This is a genomic window from Nocardiopsis codii (assembly GCF_036327455.1).
In the GTDB taxonomy this organism is placed as follows: domain Bacteria; phylum Actinomycetota; class Actinomycetes; order Streptosporangiales; family Streptosporangiaceae; genus Nocardiopsis; species Nocardiopsis codii.
On sequence record NZ_JAUZMY010000015.1, the window covers coordinates 13606 to 33852 of the forward strand.

Consider the following 20247-nt stretch of genomic DNA (forward strand, 5'->3'; position numbering starts at 1 on the left):
CCCACTACGACCCCTCAGCCGCACACCCCTTCGGAAGGACCCCCGGTGAATTCGAGTACCCACCAGGAGCTGGTGAGCTTCATCTGGTCGGTCGCGGACCTGCTCCGCGGCGACTACAGGCAGTCCGAGTACGGCAAGGTGATCCTGCCGTTCGTCGTGCTGCGCCGCCTGGACTGCGTCCTGGAGCCCACGAAGAAGCAGGTCCTGGAGGCACACGAGAAGTTCAAGGACAAGTCCGTCCACCACGAGTTCGTGCTCAGGGCCGCCGGTCACAGCTTCTACAACACCAGCCCGCTGACCTTCGAGCGCATCGCCGCCGACCCCTCCCAGGCGGCGAACAACCTCACCCACTTCATCAACGCCTTCTCCCACAACGCCCACGAGGTACTGGAGAAGTACGAGTTCGAGGGCCAGGTCCGCAAGCTGGACAACTCCGGTCTGCTCTACCAGGTGGTGGGCAGGTTCGCCGACCTGGACCTGTCACCGGACCGGGTCTCCAACGTGCAGATGGGCTATGTCTTCGAGGAGCTCCTCCGCAAGTTCTCGGAGATGTCCAACGAGACCGCGGGTGAGCACTTCACCCCCAGAGAGGTCATCAAGCTGATGGCCAACCTCCTCCTGGCCCCGGACGAGGACGCCCTGCGGGTCCCCGGCATCATCCGCCAGATCCTGGACCCGGCGTGCGGCACCGGCGGCATGCTCACCGAGATGCACGACCACATCAAGGCCCTCAACCCGGACGCCAAGGCGGTCGTGTTCGGCCAGGAGCTCAACCCCGAGTCGTGGGCGATCTCCCGTTCGGACCTGATGATCAAGGGCCAGGACCCCGAGCGCATCAAGTTCGGCAACTCCTTCAGCCACGACCGGCACAAGAGCCGCACGTTCGACTACATGCTCGCCAACCCGCCGTTCGGGGTGGAGTGGAAGAAGGTCAAGGACGACGTGGAGGCCGAGCACGAGCTCGGCTTCTCGGGCCGGTTCGGCGCCGGACTGCCGCGCATCAACGACGGGTCGCTGCTGTTCCTCCAGCACATGGTCTCCAAGATGAAGCCGGTCACCGTCGGCACCGACGGAGAGCGGAGCGGCGGCAGCCGCATCGCGATCGTCTTCAACGGGTCCCCGCTGTTCACCGGCGCCGCCGGGTCCGGCGAGTCCGAGATCCGCCGCTGGATCCTGGAGAACGACTGGCTGGAGGCCATCGTGGCCCTGCCCGACCAGCTGTTCTACAACACCGGCATCTCCACCTACTTCTGGATCCTCACCAACCGCAAGGACCGTGCCCACCGGGGTCGTGTGAAGCTGATCGACGCCCGCGAGCACTGGGTGAAGATGCGCAAGTCCCTGGGGGACAAGCGCAAGCAGATCAGCGACGAGCAGATCACCGAGCTGACGCAGCTGTACGCGGACGCGCACGGTGTCGCGGAGGACCCCGGGCACCCGCTGCACGGCAAGGTGAAGGTGTTCCGCAACGAGGACTTCGGCTACCGGCGCATCACCGTGGAGCGCCCGCTGAAGCTGCGCTTCGAGGTCACCGAGGAGATCCTGGACGGGTTGGCCGCCGCCCTGGACAAGGGAAAGACCACGGCCAAGTACGAGCAGCGCGCTGAGCTGATCGACGCAGTGCGGGCTCTGGAGGGCGGTGAACCGTGCTTCAAGCGGACCGAGTTCGCCGACCGAGTTCAGCAGGCGCTCGCCGAAGGCGGAGTGGACAAACCGCCGACGGCTGTGACCAAGGCCGTGTGGAGCGCGGTGTCGGTACGTGACCCCGAGGGCGAGGTGCAGCTGAAGAAGGGTCAGCCGGAGCCGGACGCGGATCTGCGCGATTTCGAGAACATCCCCTTGGATGCGGACATCGACGCCTACATGGAGCGCGAGGTCCTGCCGCACGTGCCCGATGCCTGGGTGGACCATACGAAGACGAAGATCGGCTACGAGATCCCCTTCACCCGGCACTTCTACGTGTACACGCCCCCACGGCCACTGGAGGAGATCGACGCGGAGTTGAAGGAGCTTGAGGCCGAGATCCAGCGACTCTTGGGAGAGGTGACGAAGTGACCCGGACATCACTTCCTCTGCGCAGGTTGTTCAAGATTTTTAATGGTGGTACGCCGACAGCTTCGGAAGAGAACTGGGGAGGTTCCATCCCATGGGCCACTCCTGTTGATCTTGCCAATGGTGCGATAGGTGTATCAGAAACGCAGCGAACTCTGACCCAAGTTGGTGTGAAAAGTAGTTCGTCTGTAGTTCCCAGAGGATCTATTCTTCTTTCGACCCGTGCTCCGATCGGCTACACGGCCATCGCCGAAATTCCTATTGCCTTCAATCAGGGGTGTCGTGCGCTCGTTCCGCTTGGTGAATCGGATGTGAGGTTTTTCAGGTACCAACTAGAGGCGCGCAAAAATGATCTTCGCGCAGCCGGAATGGGAACTACTTTCTCCGAACTGTCCTCTGGTGCTCTTGCGGATTTTGAGGTGGAATGTCCAAGTTTCTCTGAACAGCGGATCATTGCTGACTTTCTCGATATTGAGGTTTCTCGACTAGAAGCCCTTGTCTCCGCTTCTGAAAGAATCCGTGCACTCTTGAATGATAAGCGCGCGGAGTTGATTTACTCCGAGGCCTTGGGTTCTCGGGTCCGAGGTCGGCATAAAGATGTTGCTCTTGGGTGGGTCTCTGGGGTGCCTGAATCTTGGGAGGTGGTCCCACTTAAGTATATTGCCCGACTGGGGACCGGGCATACGCCAAGTAGAACAAATTCGAAATATTGGGAGAATTGCGATATTCCTTGGATTTCCCTGTTTGATGTTGGGAGGATGAGGGACCCTCGTCAGGAGGTCATAGGTAGTACCACTCAAATGATCAGCCAGTTGGGACTCGATGGTTCTTCCGCAGTCCTGCATCCGGCTGGAACGGTCGTCCTGTCGAGGACTGCCTCGGTGGGTTTTTCTACTATAATGGGCAAAGAAATGGCAGTGAGTCAACACTTTGTCACTTGGACGTGCGGCGATCGCATTAATCCTACTTATCTTCTTTATCTATTGAGGTCGATGAAGCAATATTTTGAGAGCGTTCAAGTTGGCACCACAAACGTGACCGTCTTCATGCCAGACCTTTATTCTATTCGCGTCCCCTTGCCGCCAATTCTTACGCAGGAAGAAATTGTCAATGAAATACAATCGCGAGTTGGAGAAATTGACCATTTGGCGTGTAAGGTGGATCGAAAAATTAGTCTATTGAAGGAGCGCAAGCATGCCCTGATCACTGCAGCTGTCACCGGTCAGATCGACGTCACTACCGCGCGAGGAGCCGACCTGTCATGAGCCCCGTGTACGACGAGAGAACTTTCGAGGACCACATCGTCGCCTCGATGACAGGGCGCGGCTGGACCCAGGGCGACAACTCCGGCTACCGTCGCGAACTCGGCCTGGATACCGCTCAGCTCTTCACCTTCCTCGGCGCAACCCAGATCGACACCTTCAACGAGCTCGTCGCGCGCTGTGGCGGCAGCCAGGACCAGGCGCAGGCCACCTTCGCCAAGACGCTCGCCAAGCGCGTCGACACCGAGGGAACCCTCCACGTCCTGCGTAAGGGCGCCACCGTCGAGGGCCTGAAGTTCGACCTCGCCTACTTCAAGCCCTCGCACACCATCGCCGAGGGCGCCCTCGACGACTACGAGCGCAACCGGCTCACTGTCACCCGCCAGCTCCGCTATGCCGCGAAGGACGACGACCAGGGCAACGCCCTGGACCTGGTGCTGTTCGTCAACGGGCTTCCCGTGGCCACCGCCGAGCTGAAGAACCCGCTCACCGGGCAGAATGTCAACCACGCCAAGCACCAGTACGCCCGCGACCGTGACCCGCGCGAACTCCTTTTCGCCAAACGCGCCCTCGTGCACTTCGCCGTCGACCCCGACCTGGTCTTCCTCACCACCAGGCTCGCCGGCAAGGACACCCGCTTCCTCCCCTTCAACACGGGCTCGAACGGAGCGGGCCGCACCGGCGGGGCGGGCAACCCCCTCCCGGCCTCCGACAGCTCTGGGTACCGCACCGCCTACCTGTGGGAGCAGGTCTGGGACGTCGACAACTGGATGGACCTGCTGGAGAGGTTCGTCCACGTCAAGCGGGACAAGGACGGCAAGGGCCGACGCCGCGACACCGTCGTCTTCCCCCGGTACCACCAGTGGCACGCCGTGCGCCGCATGGTCGACCACGCCTCCCGCCACGGGGCCGGGAACAACTACCTGGTCATGCACTCGGCCGGGTCGGGCAAGTCCAACACCATCGCCTGGCTCGCCCACCGGCTCTCCTCCCTGCACACCCCCGCCGACCGTGCTCTCATGGACCCGGCCGCCGCTGACGCGGGCCTGGAGCCCAACACCCCCGTCTTCGACAAGACCGTGATCATCACCGACCGGTCGGTCCTGGACAAGCAGCTCAAAGACACCGTCGGCGACTTCTCCCAGGTGGCCGGCCTCGTTCGCTGGGTCGGAGGCAAGGGCGGCTCCAAGTCCGCGCAGCTCGCCGAGGCACTGGCCACCTCCAGTGAGCGCATCGTCGTCGTCACTCTCCAGACCTTCCCGGCCCTGCTGGACTACCTGAAACGGGAACCCACCGAGATCCGTGGCGGGCGCTTCGCGATCGTCGTCGACGAGGCCCACTCCTCGCAGAGCGGCGAGGCAGCCAAGGACGTCAAGAAGGCTCTGCGCGAACTGGGCCTGGACACCGACGACGACGGTGAGGACACGGACGACGCCGAGAACACCGGAGGCACCGGCGCCACCAGTGTCCTGGGCCCCGAGTCCACCGAGGAGGCGCTCCTGAAGTCGGCCGCCTACCGGGGACGCAGCGCCAACCTGTCCTACTTCGCCTTCACCGCCACCCCCAAGCACAAGACCCTCAACCTGTTCGGGGTGCGCAACGAGGCCACCGGCGACTTCGAGCCCTTCCACACCTACTCGATGCGCCAGGCCATCGAGGAGGGGTTCATCCTCGACCCGTTGCGCAGCTACATCACCTACGCCACCCAGTACCGGCTGCTCAACGGCAACACCGAGGACTCCGAGGTCGACGCGGGCAAGGCCAAGTCGCAGCTGGCCAGGTTCGCCCTGCTGCACGACTCGACGCTCGCCCAGCACGCCGAGATCATCGTGGAGAACTTCAACGCCGTCACCCGCAAGCAGATGGGCGGACGGGCCAAGGCCATGGTGGTCACCAGCTCCCGTGCCGCGGCCCTGCGGATGTACCTCGCCGTGAAGAGCTACCTGGCGGACAGCGGCGCCCCCGACCCGGGGGCCCTGGTCGCCTTCTCCGGTTCCCTCACGCACCCCATATCAGGTGAGGACGTCACCGAGTCCTCCCTCAACGGCTTCCCCGAGGCGGAACTGCCCAAGCGCTTCGGCTACACCCGGGCCGACGACGCCAACGCGGCAGCGCGCGGCGCCCAGGAGTACCGGCTCCTCATCGTCGCCGACAAGTACCAGACCGGTTTCGACCAGCCGCTGCTCACCACCATGTTCGTGGAGAAGTCCCTCAAGGGCGTGGCCGCCGTGCAGACCCTGTCCCGGCTCAACCGCACACACCCGCTCAAGAGCCAAAGTGACCTGCGGGTCCTGGACTTCGCCAACGACGCGGAGGAGATCCGGCAGTCGTTCCTGCCCTACTACGAGCGAGCCGTCACCAGTGAGGCCGACCCGGACATCCTGCACACCATCCAGTACCGGGTCATGCACGACGTGGACGTCGTCCACGAACCCGACCTCCAGGGGTTCGCGGAGGCCTTCCACGGACTCGACGCCGGGATCGGGGACGAGGCGGTGCGCAACCACCCCGAACTCAACCGGTTCATCGCCTCGGCCGTGGACCGCTACGCCGCCCTCCTGGACAGCGAGGAGGAGGACGACCGCGACGGCGCCGACCGGTTCCGCGCGGACCTGAACGACTACGTCACCAAGTACGCGTTCCTCTCGCAGGTGATGCGCTACCCGGACGCCGCACTCGAACGCCTCTACCTGTACGGCCGGTTCCTGCTGCGCAGGCTGCCCGCCCGCACCGACGGCGGCGTCGACATCGGCGAGGTGGATCTCAGCCACCTGAAGATGTTCCGCACCGGCGAGCACGACCTCAAGCTCAGCCCCGAGGGAGACCAGGAGCTGCCCGGCTTCTCCGACGGCGCCGGCGGGGCCTACGACCCCAAGAAGGAGCTGCTGTCGGAGCTCATCGAGCTCTTCAACGAGCACTTCGGCCACGACCTCAACGAGGCCGACCGGCTCATGATGGAGGAGCGCTTCCAGACGGTCGTCGACAACCCCGACGTGGAGATGGCCGCCGTCCGCAACGACGAGGAGGCCTTCCGCCACGCCTTCGAGCCGGCGATGAAGGACGCCGTCATGGACCGCTACGAGAGCGGGGTGGAGTTCACCGAGCGCTACATCGGTGAGCCGGACTTCCAGAGCTCCATCAACCGGGCGATGAGCCGGGCCGCCTACCGGCTCCTGCGCCAGCGCAACGGCCTCAGCACTGTCTGAGCCACACTCCATCGGTCCGCTAAGACCTCGGCCCCGCCTGCTGACTCACAGCAGGCGGGGCCGAGTGTTCTTCGCTGTGCGTCAGAGCGGAGCGCCCTTAGCGGTGTCGAGGAAGGCCTGCCACTCCTCCGGTTTGAAGAAGAGGGCTCCGAGCTCGCGGTGCTTGGTGTCCCGGACCCCGGTGACCGGCCCCTCGGAGACCTCCACACATTCGCCTCGCTCAACGCTGTAGCTGGCTGTGTGCCATGGGGAAAAGGGAACCGACGTCGCCTCGGTGGCTTCGTGCTCAGTCATCAGGGCTTCTCCAGATCGTCCGCCAAGCGGCGAATGAAGTGTTGCGTGTCGTCCAACGGAAGGGCAGCGGCCTGCATGTACTCGAACCCGTGTTCATGGTCGGCCAGTTCGTGGCCACCCTCGAAGAAGTGTCCGCTCGGAGGGACATCGATGTAGCCCACGCGGTCGGTTTCGCCGAGATGCAGCAGGGTGTAGCCGCAGGATTGCGCCATGCCCTTGGACAGTAGCAGGACCTGAATGTCGATATTCGGCCGGTTGTTCAGCTCTATCAGATGCTGGAACTGGGTCCGCATCACCTCCGGGCCGCCGACGAGGCAGCGGAGCGCCGACTCGTCGATGACCGCCCAGATCCGCGGCGAGGCGTCGCGATCCAGGATGCTGGTGCAGCGTTCGATCCGGGCGGCAATACGCTTCTGGCGCTCTTCCGGATCTGTCAGGAGACCTCGGGACATCAGAGCCTCGATGTAGTCCGGGTGCTGGAGTAGGCCGGGGACAACTCCCATGGCGTACTGCTGGATCTTGGTGGCCTCGTTCTCCAGGCTGTAGAAGGCGTTGCCAGCCACGTCCTCGTGCTGGAACCACCAGGGCTTCTGCTTACGGGCCGCCTTGGCGATCTCCACCAGTTCTTCCCGGAGCGCGTCGCTCGCCCCGTACAGGCGGCAGAGCGCTGCCACAGCCTCCGTCGTAAGTCGGACGAACCGCCCGTTCTCGATTCTGTAGAGCTTGCTGGTGTCCCATCCCAGCTCGTTGGCGACCTGCTCCTGGGACAGCTTGGCCTGGGACCTGAGTCGCTTGAGCTGACTCACCAGGTAGTGCCTGCGTACGGGGGAGCCCTGGGCCACGGAGGCCTCCTTCGTTCGGTCGTCGTCACATCGGATGGCGGAGGCCCACATCATCGCATCGCATCAAAAAGGACATGTGTCAATAATGCAGGCCAGTTTAAATGCAGGCCTTGTAACTTGTAAGGCTGGTCTCTAGCTTAGGGGGTGGGGTGAGATCCCCGCATGGTTCTTCGGAAGAGGGCTTCCTGCCTCGGTGAACTCTGTGCGTAGCACGAGGCGGCGCGGGAAGAGCACCGGGGATCTTGCCAGGCCCTGGCGGGGTTCACTCACCGCCAGGATGGCCGCCTACTGAGGGCAGCTACATGAAAACGGGCTCTGGGGGCGATTGCAGCGCCTCCAGAGCCCAAGCCGACAACCACCCACAGCTTTGAAGAAGAAGGAGCCATCGACATGGCCATTGTGCCGCACCCCTGTGCGCTGATCCACACCCCGACCCCGCCCCTCGCGGAGCGTCGCTGGCCCTCCCGCGTCTACCCCGGTGAGCTCTCCCAGGCCTCCTGGGTCCGGGAGGACCTGTGCGCCGACCTGTTCCGCCTGCAGGGCCTGTGCCCGGATCTGGCCCACACGGTGGTGCTGTGCGCCAGCGAGATGTTCGCGAACGGGGTCGCCCACTCCCGTTCCGGCGAGGAGGGTGGCAGGGTCGTCCGGACCCTTTCCATGCCGACCGCAGCCACCCTGTACCTGGCGGTCGTCGACGACGGGGTTCGGGCCGGGGCTCCGTCCCTCCCGGAGATCCCGCGTCAGCGCACGGCGACCGAGTGGGAGGAGGCCGAGCGCGGCCGGGGGCTGCTGCTCATCGACTCCCTGGCCGCCCGGTGGGGGAGCCAGGCCGTGGTGGACTTCCCGTCCTTCGCGGGGGCGGGCACTGCGGTGTGGGCCGAGTTCACCCTCACCCCAGCTACCCCGACCGCCGCGACCGGGGCCGTGCGATGAGCGCCGAGCCGGTGTCCGCGGGAGTGCGAGCTGTGTTGGGGGCGCCCAGGGGCGGCCGCTTCTCGCGCCCTGGCCATTCGATGTCGCTTACCCGTGAGCAGCGCCTGCTGTCCCAGATGCAGGGCAACCCCCGGGTGGCGTACCGACAGGCTCACGGCGTTCTGCCCGCCTGGATGGAGATCCAGGCAGCCAGGTTGGCCGAACGCGACCCGCGGACTCCCGAGATCCCACGCAAGCCCTCGCCGCCACCACAGCGCTCGCCGGTGCCGGTGGTTCCCGGGCCCCGACCGGCTCCCGACGACGGGCCGCTCCCGCTGCCTCGTCCACAGCGTCCGCCGCTGCCGCGCCGCTCCCGGCGCCCGAACAGTCACCGCAAACCACGCCGCCCGGGTAGGACCGTCTGGCGCCTGGCCGGTTACACCCTGGCCGCCTTCGCGGGCGCACTGGCCCACCACCTCACCGCGGTCCTGTTCTGAGAACCCCGGCCCTCGTACACCGACGGCCCCTGGAAGTCCCGCGGTAGTGCGTCCATGACCACCTCACCGCAACGGCGCCCCTTCCAGACGCCTGCGCTGCGCATCGTGCCCACCTCCCGGAAACCCGCCTTCGCGTAGGCGTTGCGGCCCGCGGTGTTGGGCTCCAACACCTTGAGCCAGACCATCTCCAGGCCGATGACGTGGAAGGCGTAGTCCAGCGTCAACCGCGTCGCCGTGGTGCCCACACCGCGCCCCCGGGCCTCAGGAGCCACGACCAGGATGAACTCGGCGGTACGCACCTGGTGGTCGACGAGCAGGCTGGCCAGCCCGCACGGGGCCGGGTCGGTCCCGCGGACGTCGTAGACGGTGAACCGTGCCTGGTCGGGGGCTCCGCGCAGCTGGTGCTCCAACCCCTCGGCCCGGGACTCGGGGCTCTCGGGAACCTGCCGCCCGTACCCGAGCACGGCGCCGGGATCGCTCTCCCACCGCCAGTACTCCCGGGCCAGGTCGGCTCGCAGCGCCCCCAGGGCGATGCCCTCGGCCTCGGCCCACAGGACCGGTTCGGCGATGTCACTCATCAGGCTCCTCGAAAGGTGTGTAGTCGGTGATGTCGTCGGACTCGGCGACCGGTCGGCCGCCGACCTCGACCCAGGCGTGCAGCCGGACCGGATCGGTGGCCACCCCGTGCCGGAAGTCGGCGCGACAGCCCGCCCAGCGCAGGGCGACGGCGGTCGACGCGGCCTCCTCCCAACATGCCACGCGGAACGGCAGCAGACGGCCCACCCTCCTCACGGAGTACGCGACTCGGGTCGCCGCGGCATGGTCGGCGGTGCCCGCTGATCTCCGCCGTGCGAGGCGCCCGGTACGCGCGAACGCGCCTCCCCGGCCCCTCAGCCCGCAGCCCAGCACAAGGAGGAGCGCGAGGGCTCCGAGGGCGTACCAGCGCAGCGGAACCCGGGGGATCGGCGCGAGCGCGGCAGGGCTGTCCCGCGTGCCCCAGTTCGGAGAGGAGGCGACCCCCGGCCTGACCCTCGCCCATGCACGCGCCTCCTCCCCTCGGATGAGCACCCCCGCGTCCATCAGAGCGACAAGTGCCCGTTTCTGGGCCGGACACGGGGAGAGGGACGAGGTCGCGCCCCCTGTGCCGCGCAGTTGCGTGAGGACCAAGCCTGCTTCCTCGGAGAGCAGCAGAACAGAACCCTTCTCCGCGTCCAGGGCGACGCATGCGGAGGGGAAGCAGACCAACCGCAGGTGCGGGGCGGGGGAGAGCGACGGCGGAAGAGTCATCCCCCCGCCTCCTGCCGCACAGGGGTTCGCGTCCACCGGGGCGGGGGGTGAGCTTCGACCGCGCGCCCCCACACCTCGGCGGCGAGCACCGGCTCCAGCAGCCCCCACGGCGTGTCCCTGCCCGAGGCCGCCATGCGCAGCTCTTCGCGTACCGCCCGAGGGTCGATCAGGCCGTGGCCCGCCAACCAGCCGTCGAGAAGGGCCGACACCTCCGGCAGGTGCGCGCGCAACCCCAGGTGGTGGTCGGCGTCCGTGCCGCCCTTGGTGCGGCGCCGCGCGATCGCCTCGGGCAGGAGGTCGCTCATCGCCTCCGTCAGTTGCGGCTTGTAGCTCCAGGGCGATCCCCGGTCCCCGACGCGGAAGGCCAGGGCGGCCTCCAGCACGGCCCGGTCCAGGAACGGGGACTCCAGGCGGACGCCGAAGGACGCGGCGAACTGCGCGTCCGCGTGCGCGGTGCGTCCGATGCCGTGCAGCCCCAGCAGTTCCGCGTCGCCGCGCAACAGGCCCGCAGCTCCACGGTCGGGGCCCGACGCGGCCATGTCCCGGGCCTTCGGAGTGAGCCAGCGCGGGGAAGGCCCGCGCTCTCCCCGGGCCAGGCGTGACAGCAGGCGTAGCGGACTCCCGCGGTCGAGTTTGGCCCAGCCGTGCAGGTCCCGCAGAGCACGGAGCACACGTCCGCGCGCCGCCAGTCTGGGAACGAGGTCGGGAGACTGCATCAGCAGTGCGTCGCCTCCGTCACCGGTCATGTGGAGTGTGGATCCGGACGAGTGGATCCGCTCGTAGGCGAACACGTGCCGGGCACTGGTGATGGTGGCCGGAGCCGGTTCGTCGGTCGGCGGTACCCGCTCCAGGCCGCCGTAGGGGAGTTCCGCCTCGCCCAGGGGAAGCAGCACGTGGTTCACGTCGGGCCGCTCGCGCACGGCCTCGCGTGCGTGATCCAGGTCCCCGCCGTGGTTCCTGGAGGCGGGGTGGACCGTCCAGGCCGTGAGGGGTCGCTCTCCCGCGACCTGCTTCGAGGCCAGAAGGCACAGTGTGGTCGAGTCCAGGCCTCCACTCAGGTCGCAGGAGAGGTGCTCGGCCTGCGCGTGCCGTACCGCGACGGCCTCTCCCAGGGCTTTCCCGAACAGCCGCACGGCCTCCGCCCGCGGGACGCTCCCGGGCGGTGACCACCACCGGGCAACCGTGGCCCGCCCTCCTGCGCTCACGTCCAGGCGGTGCCCCGGAGGAACGCTGCGCACCCGCTGGAAAGCACTCTGCTCCATCCCGTGTGTTCCCGCCGGATCCATGAGCAGGCTCGACACCCATGCCAGGCCCACCCCGCCACCGATGGCACCCGCCAGGGCACGGCTGGAGGAGGCCCAGACCACCGCGCCCTCCAGTTCACAGAAGTAGAGGGGAAGCGCGTGTGCCGGATCGGCGAACACGGCAGCCCCTCCCGGGCGCGCGACAACGACCGCGTAGGCGCCCGGCCAGACGGGCGGACCGGAGCGCCGACCCGCCGACAGCCACGCCCGCAGACAGTCGGCGGACACCGTGTGGCTGCCGAGTACCGCTCCGCGCACCGGACCGGCCTCGGCGACGGTCACGGCGGACCCGGTGCCTGGCCCCACCCTCCACACCTCCCCGCAGGGAAGCGCCCAGGACCATGAGGGGGACGCGGGCCGCAGGGGGGAAGAACCGGTGGCCGCGACCACCCCGCCGAACCATTCCATGTCTCTCCTGTTCTCCGGGGCGGAGCACGGCCACCGGTCCCGCGTCGGCCTACCGGTACTTGTAGCGCTTGTCCTCGCTACCGCTCCTGCTGCTGGTTCCCTCGGTCAGTTCCACGGCGTCACCGATCTCGACGACGACAGAGTGGGTGGCTTCCGACTCGATCGCGTCTGTCGGTTGGGCGCGGTCCTGCGTTGCCGTTCGGTTCTGCATCGCTGTGCGCTCCTTCTCTCGTGCTGCCTGTGGAGCCACCAGTCTGTCCGTGCCTTCAGGGACGCCTCTACCGCACGAAGGACGCCTCGAAAGACGTCCCGGTGCGGTAGAAACGTCCCCATGCCCCCCAACGAACGGCTTCGAGTTCGCCTGGAACAGTCCGGACACACGGCGGCGTCCCTCGCCGCGCACGTGGGAACCGACCCCAAGACCGTGGCCCGCTGGATCAGCACCGGACGTGTGCCCCACCGCCGCAACGCCCACGCGGTGGCGCGCCTGCTCGGCGCGGACGCCGACGAACTCTGGCCCTCCCGGGAGCGGCCGAGCAGGAGCACGAGAGAAACAGACACGGACGAGGACCTGGTGGCCGTCCACCGCCAACGCTCCGACGTGCCGGTCGAACAGTGGCGGGGCATGTTCGCGGCTGCTGAGAGGTCGATCGACGTCCTGGTCTACGCTGCCGTGTTCCTCCACGAACAGATCCCCGACTGGAACGACCTGCTCAGAGCCAGGGCCGAAGCCGGTGTCCGTGTGCGCGTACTCATCGGGGACCCCGGGTGCGAGGCCGTGCGCGTGCGCGGTGAGGAGGAGAGCTTCGGCCACGGCATCCAGTCCCGATGCCACCTGGCCGCGATGCACTACCGGCCCCTGGCGGCAGCTCCGGGAGTCTCGGTGATGGTGCACTCCACGACGTTGTACAACTCGCTCTACCGGGCCGACGACCACATGTACGTCAACACCCACCTGTACGGGGTCAACGCCTACGGCAATCCGCTGCTGAGGCTCAGACGCACCGCTCCCAAGGGGCTCTTCGACGCCTATGCCGACAGTGTGGACGCCGTATGGCGCACAGCCCGCCCTCTCGAGGAGTGAACCAGCACATGACTCGTACCGAGTACTACGACGATCCGTCGGCTCCCGTTCCCAACAGCCTGGTGGTCGCTGCCGGCGCGGCCGTCGTCGACGACACCGGCCGCCTGTTGTTGCAACGACGGGTGGACAACGGTTTGTGGGCGATGCCGGGCGGGGCGATGGAGATGACCGAGAGTCTGCCCGAGGCCGCCGTCCGCGAGGTATGGGAGGAGACCGGCTACCGGGTGGAAGTGACCGGGCTGGTGGGCACCTACACCGACGCCAGGCACGTGATCGCCTACAGCGACGGGGAGGTGCGCCGCCAGTTCAACGTGTGTTTTCGTGCCAAGGTCGTCGGGGGAGAGCTGTCGATCAGCGACGAGTCCCACGAGGTGCGATGGTTCACACCCTCCGAACTGGTCGATCTGCCGATGCACCACACCCAGCGACTGCGAGTGGAGCACGCGCTGGGGCGCGGTGAACCGTACCCCGGGTAGACGACCGAACCGGTGCCGGTGCGGCCACCCCGGTGGCCACAGCCGGCGCCCTGGCGCACCACCCCGCAGCGGGCATGCTCTGAGCTCCGCCCCGGCGATCACCCCGCCCTCTCCCCGGCCGACCGCCCGCCACCGCCGACACGCCGTCGACGGGCCGCGCACGCCTCCGAGCACCGCCGCTGTCTTCCGGCCTGAGGGCGAGCGCCCCCCGGCCGACGGACAGCAGCGGCCGCACGCGCAGACACCCGGTGCGAGGGTCGGCGGGGTAGGACCTGCTCGCCGGCCAGGGGCCGGCCACACCCCACCAGCAACGAGCCGATCGCCCAGCGGAGGGGGCCGTCCCGCTCGGCGGTGACCGAAATCGGAGGTGTATGCGGCCCGGACCGCGTGCCACCGGCCATCACCCGCTTCCCGTTCGCCACCGACCGGTGGCCACGGACGGACCGGCGCCGCCGAGGGGCAGCCGGTGCCGCGGCGGCGCGCAGCCCGAAACCAGACTGTCCACAGCCGAGTCGGCCTCCGTGACGACGTCCAGGACGGTGACGCCTTGGGTCCGCCCAGTGGTGTGCTTCTGCCCGGCGGACCCTCGCCCTCCACAGGAGAGCACCAGTTCGGAGCCGCCTCCCTGGCCGCGGGGCCATACACGCCTACCATCGGCGTCGGCATGGAGTCACCCAACGGGTGATACCGCGTTCCACCACCACCGTGAACAGTGGGGACGGCCTGCCGCACCGGTAGGCCTTCGACCCCCCGGAGACCACGTGGCGCACAACCTCTCCTGCGCGAACGCCAAGAAGCCCGGATGTGCGTGCTCCGGCTGCGGCGGCAGCCTGCACGGCTGGCCCGGGCACCTCGACCTGGCGGACGGCTCCGCCGAGGAGCGCGCGAGCCGTCGCGAAGACGCCGTACAGGACTGGTACGTCGCCGTGGGATCCGACGAAGAGACCAGGTGCAAGCACCTGTCCGCCCCGACCCCGCAGATGCTCGGCCACGCCATCGACGCCGCCAGGGTCGACCTGGCCGAGTACCTTGCCGCGCACCCGTCCACCGCGGAGAGGATCAGGGAGTTCGGCGGCCTGCTCAACTCCCAGGCGTTCGGCAGGGTCAAGGCCGAGGCGGTTCGCCGCACCGCACGCCACCCCGAACTGGCACACGTCTCCGAGGCCCTGCCCGGCCACTTCTGGTGTTCCCTGTTGGCTGCTCTGGTGGGCGCCGCCGACAGGGTGGAACGGGTCGTCGACAAGATTCCGGCACAGGCCCGCGATCTGCTCGAAGAGGCGCCACCGCCGGACTGGGGCGGGGCCCAGGAACTGATCGCCGACACCGCCGTGGAAGCGGTGTGGGAGTGCGCCGCAGCGTTCCTCCTCCTCTGGCGGCCGGACGAACTCTTCCTGGTCATGCGGATACTCGCGGTCTTCATCTGCCCCGCTCCGGGCCGACACCCGGAAGTCGCCCGCCTGTGCCTGCTCTCCCTGGGCCGCGGCATCCTCCAGGACGCTGCCACCCACATGCTCCGGCAGAGCCTCACCCCGAGGTAGGCCGGTGTTCCAGCGGCCCGTCCGCACCACACGGCCCGATCAGAAGGGCTTCCTGCCCTCGGCCCAGGCCCTCTCCCAGTCCCCGGACACCCCGGTGGCCTCGAGCCCTCCGATGTCGGCCAGCCGCACCCAGATCCGCCTGTCTCCTGCCCCGCCCCGGTGGATCTGCCCCCCGTAAGGCGTGTGCTCGGACCACCACCGGCTCGTGCACTTGAGGATAAACTTCTTCCCGCCTCTCCTCTTCGCCTTTGCGGTCTCCCTCTCGCCCTCCTCTCCCCCACGTGCGCAGAAGGTCGTATGAACCGAGAAGAACGCCGGGATCTGGAAGCCCTCGTCACCAGGGTCGACGCCTGGATCACACAGGCCCGATCCATCCGGTCCCAGCGCGGCACGGCGAGCGACGTGGTGCAGGAATCAGTGGAGCACCTCCAACGCTCCACGCTCGCCCTCCACCGCGGGGGCAGGATCGCCTGGCAGGTCCTGCCCATCAACCCCGAGGCCGATGTCCGACTGGGAGACCTCCTGGCCTGGAGCAGGATGCCAAAGGCCACGAGTGAGGACACGCGCGTCCTGCGTTTCCTGGCCGAGGAGCTGCCCACACAGGTTCGGGCGGCGCGCTCTCTACTGGGGTTGCGGAGGTTCCTCTCATCGAACCGGAGGAAGGAGGGGGCTTTTGCGGCCGCCTCCCACCTCGCGGACTTCCGTGCCCTGTCCGAACGCGGCCAGTTGGCTCCGCGGCTGGAGGCGCTCGACGTCCCCTTCCTCCGGGGCGGGGTGGACGCTTCTCGCAGCCTGGGCCAGGGACTGATCCCCCTTGAGACGTACCTTCCGGAGCTGATAGGCCGTCCCTTCTTCCTCGACCAGCGTCGGGTCAAGGAACTGGACGTGGCAGTCAGCCGGATTCGGCGGGCCCGGGGCCAGGAGGCCTCCTACCGTGACGCCGCGCTGAAAGCCGGAAACGGCGTCCGTGAGGCGGAGGCCCGAAAGCTGCTCGCGGAGATGCCCCTGGACCGCTTGCGGGAGGCCACCCGTGATCGGCTGCGCACGGCCCCGTTGGCGAACGCGGGGGTCACAACCGTGCTCGACGTCCTGAACCTGGGCGGGCGCATCACGAGTCTGCCCGGTATCGGGGAGAAATCGGCTCCCCAGCTCCTGGGGGCGGCGCGGACGCTGTGGCAGACCACGTTCGACGAGACGCCCGCCCGGATCGACATCCGCGGGCGCACCGACGAAGCCACGGCACTCCTGCGGGCCCTGCGTGCCTGGGACGCCGCACGTAGCCTGGCCGGCGGTTCGGCCCTGCTGTCGCGGGCGGACGAACTGGCCCCCCTCGCCGACCGCGCCAGGTCCACCGGCGCCACGTCCATGGCCCTTTACCCCACCGTGCACGCCCCCGACCCCGACATGCTGCGCCAGGACATCAGAACCGTGTGCGACGGAGCCGCGCGTCTGTCCACGACCGCCCCCCGAGGGAGGGGCGGGGGAAACGTGTGGGACGACTTCGCGTCGCGTCCCGCGGACTACTTCTCCCTCCTGTCCGAACTCGGAATCAATCCCGAGGACGAGGCCAAGTCCACCGGGGGCCTGCCCGAGGAGATCGTCCGCGCCATCCGCGACCTCGGTCTGAAAACCGACCACCTCAAGGTCGCGTCCCTGCGCGGCTACCAGAGTTTCGCCGCACGCTTCGCCCTGGTCCGCCGCAAGGTCATCATCGGAGACGAGATGGGGTTGGGCAAGACCGTCGAGGCCCTCGCGGCCCTGGCACATCTGAGCGCGGTCGGGAAGAGCCACTTCCTGGTGATCTGTCCAGCGGCTGTGGTCACCAACTGGACGCGTGAGATCAGCGCCAAGTCCACGCTGATCGCCCACCGTGTGCACGGCCCCGAACGTGACCAGGCGATGCGTTCCTGGATCCGTCGGGGCGGGATCGCCGTGACCACCTTCGAGACGCTCGCCCGCTTCCAGGACCGGTTGTCCAACGTCCAGGACCTGGCGTGCGTGGTGGTCGACGAGGCCCACTACGTCAAGAACCCGGCTGCTCAACGCTCCCGCCGCACCGCGGAGCTGATCGAGCGCTCCCCGCGCGCGATTCTGCTGACCGGCACCCCGCTCGAGAACAGGATCGAGGAGTTCGCCAGCCTGGTGGGCTACTTGCAGCCCGGTCTCCTCGAAGACGTCGCGGAGCGGAACCCGCACCGGTTCCGCAGGCAAGTCGCCCCGGCCTACCTGCGACGCAACCAGGAGGACGTGCTCGACGAACTCCCGGAACTCGTCGAGGTCGACGAGTTCGTCCCTCTGACCGCCGCCGATCGGACCGCCTATCGGAAGGCGGTCGCCGAGGGGAACTTCTCGGCCATGCGCCGGTCCGCAATTGGGGAGGGACGCGGTTCCGGCAAGGTTCAGCGGCTGCTGGAGATCGTGGGGGAGGCCGAGGACAACGGCCGACGCGTGATCGTCTTCTCCCACTTCCTGGATGTTCTGGAGCAGGTGGCCGATGTGCTTCCCGGGGAGGTCATCGGGCCTCTGACCGGTTCCGTGCCCGCAGCGCGCAGGCAAGACATGGTGGACGACTTCTCCGCGGCCCGCGGCGGTGCCGTCCTGGTCTCCCAGATCCAGGCGGGCGGCGTGGGCCTCAACATCCAGGCGGCATCGGTGGTCGTCATCTGCGAGCCCCAGCTGAAGCCCACCGTCGAATGGCAGGCCGTCGCCCGCGCACACCGCATGGGCCAACTCGAATCCGTGCAGGTACACCGGCTCCTGAACGAAGAGGGAGTCGATCAGCGCATCCGGCAGATCCTGCAACGCAAGAAGGCCCTGTTCGACGACTTCGCCCGCCGGTCCGCGACCGCGGAGAGCGCCCCTGAGGCCTTCGACGTGTCCGAGGCGGAGCTCGCACGCGAGATCGTCGCCGAGGAACGCGAGCGCCTGCTCAGCGACCAGCAGGGGACGCCCGGGCCGCCCCCGAAGGAGCGCGCCGGTCCCTGACCCTCCCGTCGGCGCTGCCCTGCGACCGGCGTGTGCTCGTGCCTCCCGCGGGTCGACACAGAGTGCCTCGACAGGTGGCGGGTGTGCGCTACCGAGGGCGAGCACACCGGGCCGGGCGTTGCCGCGACGTTCCCCGGGCGAGGCAGACCACTCGATCGCCGGTGGCGCACCGCCGCGGTGGAGCTCGGCAGACGCTGCTGGACCAGGTGCCGCCGCGTCGGCACCCGTCATGCCCGGAGCCCGGCCCCTGACCGGGTGCCGTGCCTCCTACCCGTCCTCCCGCACCCCGCTGTCACGCAGACGGTTCGCCGGACCGCCCCGACCCGCCAGCTGCGGAGGAGCCCGTCAAGGGACAAAAGTCCTGGCTCATTCCCCGGCCAGGCCCCGTAGGATCGCCCCGCAGAGAAGAGGACCACGACCCGTGCGGGCCCGGGCCACCCCGCCGCCGCCCGTCCGCACCCGACCTAAGGGGCCCGGTGCACGCCACACCCGAGCGGATCGCCGACCGGTACGAACTCGTCAGCACCATCAGCACTGGTGGCATGGGGCGGGTGTGGCGCGGCTACGACACCGTCCTGGACCGCCCGGTCGCCGTCAAGGTGATCCGTCCCGACGCGGTCGCCGACCCCGAGAGGTACGACGAGTACGCGGACCGCTTCAAGCGAGAGGCCCGCGTCACCGCGCGGATCGAGCACCCCGGGGTGCCCGCCGTCTACGACGCCGCCGTCGACAAGGACCTGGGGTCGCTGTACCTGGTGATGCAGCTGGTGCGCGGGGTCTCCCTGGCCGACACCATCGCCGAGGCGGCGCCGCTGACGGTTCCCGCCGCGGCCTCGGTCGCCGCGCAGGTGTGCGCGGTGCTCTCCCAGGCCCATGCTGTGCCCGTGGTCCACCGGGACCTCAAGCCAGGCAACATCATGGTGGCCGACGACGGCACCGTGAAGGTCCTGGACTTCGGGATCGCCGCCGTGCTGCGCACCGACGTCACCCGCCTCACCCACACCGGAAGCATCCTGGGAACCTACGCCTACATGCCGCCGGAGCAGGTCCACGGCCTACCCGCCACCCCCGGCAGCGACCTGTACTCCCTGGGCTGCGTCCTGTACGAGCTGCTCACCCGCAGGACTGTCTTCTCCGGCGACTACAACCACTTCCAGTTGCAGGTCGCGCACGTGCAGGAGCAGCCCGTGCCGCCGTCCGAGCACGTCGCCGACCTGCCCGAGGACCTGGAGCGGCTCGTCCTGGAGCTGCTCGACAAGGACCCCGAGCACCGCCCGGCCTCCGCGCAGGACGTGTACGACCGACTCGTCCCCCACCTGCCCCAGCCCGACCCCTCGGCCCCGGACAGGCCCCTGGCGCCCGGAGCGCTGCCCGACCCCACCCGGCCCTACCGGCGGCCCATGGCACCCAGGCCCAAGGCCCCCGTCCCCGCCCCCACCAAGCCACTGCCGTCCACCCCCGGCGACACCGTCGCCCAGGCGTTCCCGGTGCCCGGGTTGGCCCCCGGAGAACTCGTCGAAGCAGACGAGCACGCCCAGGAACTACTGGCCGAGGGCCGCTTCGCGCAGGCCGTCGGTGTACTGGACGACGTCATCGACCCGGCTGCCGCAGCCCTGGGGGGCGAGTCCGCCCAGGTGGTGGAACTGCGCCTGTTGCGAGCCAACGCGCTGGCCATCAGCGGGGACGCGCGCCGAGCCCTACCGGAGTTCACCGCCCTGGCCGACATTCTCGAACGCCGGGCGGGACACGACGACGAGCGCGCCCTCATCTGCCGCCAGCAGGCCGCGTACTGCATGGCCCAGCTGGGCGAGACCACCCGCGCCCTGAGAGCGGCTGAGGATGTTTTCGACCGGTTCCGCCGGGTCAGCGGGGAACGCTCCGAAGACGCCCTCGACCTGCGCCGTGAGATAGCCATGTGGCGGTTGAGGTCGGGAGAGACCGAACACGCGGCGCGCGAGCTGCACGAACTGTACGCTGACCTGCGCGCGGAGTACGGCCCCGGCGCCCCAGAGGCCATCCAGGTGGCCGAGATCCTGAACCGGTTGCGCCGCGGCCGCGACGCCCGCTGACACACCCTCTCAGATCGACGACAACCCCCTC

Annotated in this window: 15 protein-coding genes; 9 read left to right on the forward strand and 6 right to left on the reverse strand. The window is 68.4% G+C overall.

Going from position 1 to position 20247, the window contains the following annotated elements:
* The first annotated feature begins 45 nt into the window (after positions 1 to 45).
* The 3 genes from Q8791_RS16135 to Q8791_RS16145 are packed head-to-tail and all read left to right on the forward strand — an operon-like array spanning position 46 to position 6520.
* Positions 46 to 2055: a type I restriction-modification system subunit M gene (locus tag Q8791_RS16135; protein ID WP_330092536.1), complete on the forward strand. Its 2010-nt coding sequence runs from the start codon at positions 46 to 48 to the stop codon at positions 2053 to 2055.
* A complete protein-coding gene (locus Q8791_RS16140) occupies positions 2052 to 3317 on the forward strand; it encodes a restriction endonuclease subunit S (RefSeq protein WP_330092537.1) in 1266 nt (421 codons plus the stop codon). The genes Q8791_RS16135 and Q8791_RS16140 overlap by 4 nt, the downstream gene beginning before the upstream one ends.
* The gene (locus Q8791_RS16145; protein WP_330092538.1) at positions 3314 to 6520 is read left to right on the forward strand and encodes a type I restriction endonuclease subunit R; all 3207 of its coding nucleotides are present in this window, start codon (positions 3314 to 3316) and stop codon (positions 6518 to 6520) included. The genes Q8791_RS16140 and Q8791_RS16145 overlap by 4 nt, the downstream gene beginning before the upstream one ends.
* An 81-nt stretch (positions 6521 to 6601) precedes the next feature.
* On the opposite strand, the gene Q8791_RS16150 is transcribed toward Q8791_RS16145, so the two are convergent.
* Positions 6602 to 6814 carry a DUF397 domain-containing protein gene (locus Q8791_RS16150; protein ID WP_330092539.1) on the reverse strand — a complete coding sequence of 71 codons (213 nt, stop codon included), beginning with the start codon at positions 6812 to 6814 and terminating at the stop codon, positions 6602 to 6604.
* The gene (locus Q8791_RS16155) at positions 6814 to 7620 is read right to left on the reverse strand and encodes a helix-turn-helix domain-containing protein (protein WP_330092540.1); all 807 of its coding nucleotides are present in this window, start codon (positions 7618 to 7620) and stop codon (positions 6814 to 6816) included. Before Q8791_RS16155 ends, Q8791_RS16150 begins: the two co-directional genes overlap by 1 nt.
* Before the next feature lie 426 nt (positions 7621 to 8046).
* On the opposite strand from Q8791_RS16155, the gene Q8791_RS16160 reads away from it, so the two are divergent.
* A complete protein-coding gene (locus tag Q8791_RS16160) occupies positions 8047 to 8589 on the forward strand; it encodes an ATP-binding protein (protein ID WP_330092541.1) in 543 nt (180 codons plus the stop codon).
* A 415-nt stretch (positions 8590 to 9004) separates the two neighbouring features.
* Here the strand turns inward: Q8791_RS16160 and Q8791_RS16165 are convergent, their stop codons facing one another.
* Genes Q8791_RS16165 through Q8791_RS16180 form a run of 4 tightly spaced genes read right to left on the reverse strand, consistent with a single transcriptional unit; the run spans position 9005 to position 12275 of the window.
* Entirely contained in the window at positions 9005 to 9643 is a 639-nt protein-coding gene (locus tag Q8791_RS16165; protein WP_330092542.1) for a GNAT family N-acetyltransferase, read from the reverse strand.
* Positions 9636 to 10352 (reverse strand): lasso peptide biosynthesis B2 protein, encoded by a 717-nt coding sequence (locus tag Q8791_RS16170; RefSeq protein WP_330092543.1) that lies wholly within the window; start codon positions 10350 to 10352, stop codon positions 9636 to 9638. The genes Q8791_RS16165 and Q8791_RS16170 overlap by 8 nt, the downstream gene beginning before the upstream one ends.
* The gene (locus Q8791_RS16175) at positions 10349 to 12064 is read right to left on the reverse strand and encodes an albusnodin/ikarugamycin family macrolactam cyclase (RefSeq protein WP_330092544.1); all 1716 of its coding nucleotides are present in this window, start codon (positions 12062 to 12064) and stop codon (positions 10349 to 10351) included. The genes Q8791_RS16170 and Q8791_RS16175 overlap by 4 nt, the downstream gene beginning before the upstream one ends.
* A gap of 49 nt (positions 12065 to 12113) precedes the next feature.
* Entirely contained in the window at positions 12114 to 12275 is a 162-nt protein-coding gene (locus tag Q8791_RS16180) for an albusnodin family lasso peptide (protein WP_330092545.1), read from the reverse strand.
* 120 nt (positions 12276 to 12395) lie between these two features.
* Here Q8791_RS16180 and Q8791_RS16185 point away from each other — a divergent pair, with 120 nt between their 5' ends.
* The 5 genes from Q8791_RS16185 (at position 12396) to Q8791_RS16205 (ending at position 20216) form a co-directional block, all read left to right on the forward strand.
* Positions 12396 to 13148 (forward strand): helix-turn-helix domain-containing protein, encoded by a 753-nt coding sequence (locus Q8791_RS16185; RefSeq protein WP_330092546.1) that lies wholly within the window; start codon positions 12396 to 12398, stop codon positions 13146 to 13148.
* A gap of 8 nt (positions 13149 to 13156) precedes the next feature.
* On the forward strand, positions 13157 to 13624 hold the full coding sequence (locus tag Q8791_RS16190) for an NUDIX hydrolase (RefSeq protein WP_330092547.1): 468 nt from the start codon (positions 13157 to 13159) through the stop codon (positions 13622 to 13624).
* 761 nt (positions 13625 to 14385) lie between these two features.
* Entirely contained in the window at positions 14386 to 15162 is a 777-nt protein-coding gene (locus Q8791_RS16195; RefSeq protein ID WP_330092548.1) for a hypothetical protein, read from the forward strand.
* Between the two features lie 297 nt (positions 15163 to 15459).
* Positions 15460 to 18147 carry a DEAD/DEAH box helicase gene (locus Q8791_RS16200; RefSeq protein ID WP_330092549.1) on the forward strand — a complete coding sequence of 896 codons (2688 nt, stop codon included), beginning with the start codon at positions 15460 to 15462 and terminating at the stop codon, positions 18145 to 18147.
* A 476-nt stretch (positions 18148 to 18623) separates the two neighbouring features.
* Positions 18624 to 20216, forward strand: a complete 1593-nt coding sequence (locus Q8791_RS16205) for a serine/threonine-protein kinase (RefSeq protein WP_330092550.1) — start codon at positions 18624 to 18626, stop codon at positions 20214 to 20216.
* The last annotated feature ends 31 nt before the right edge of the window (positions 20217 to 20247 follow it).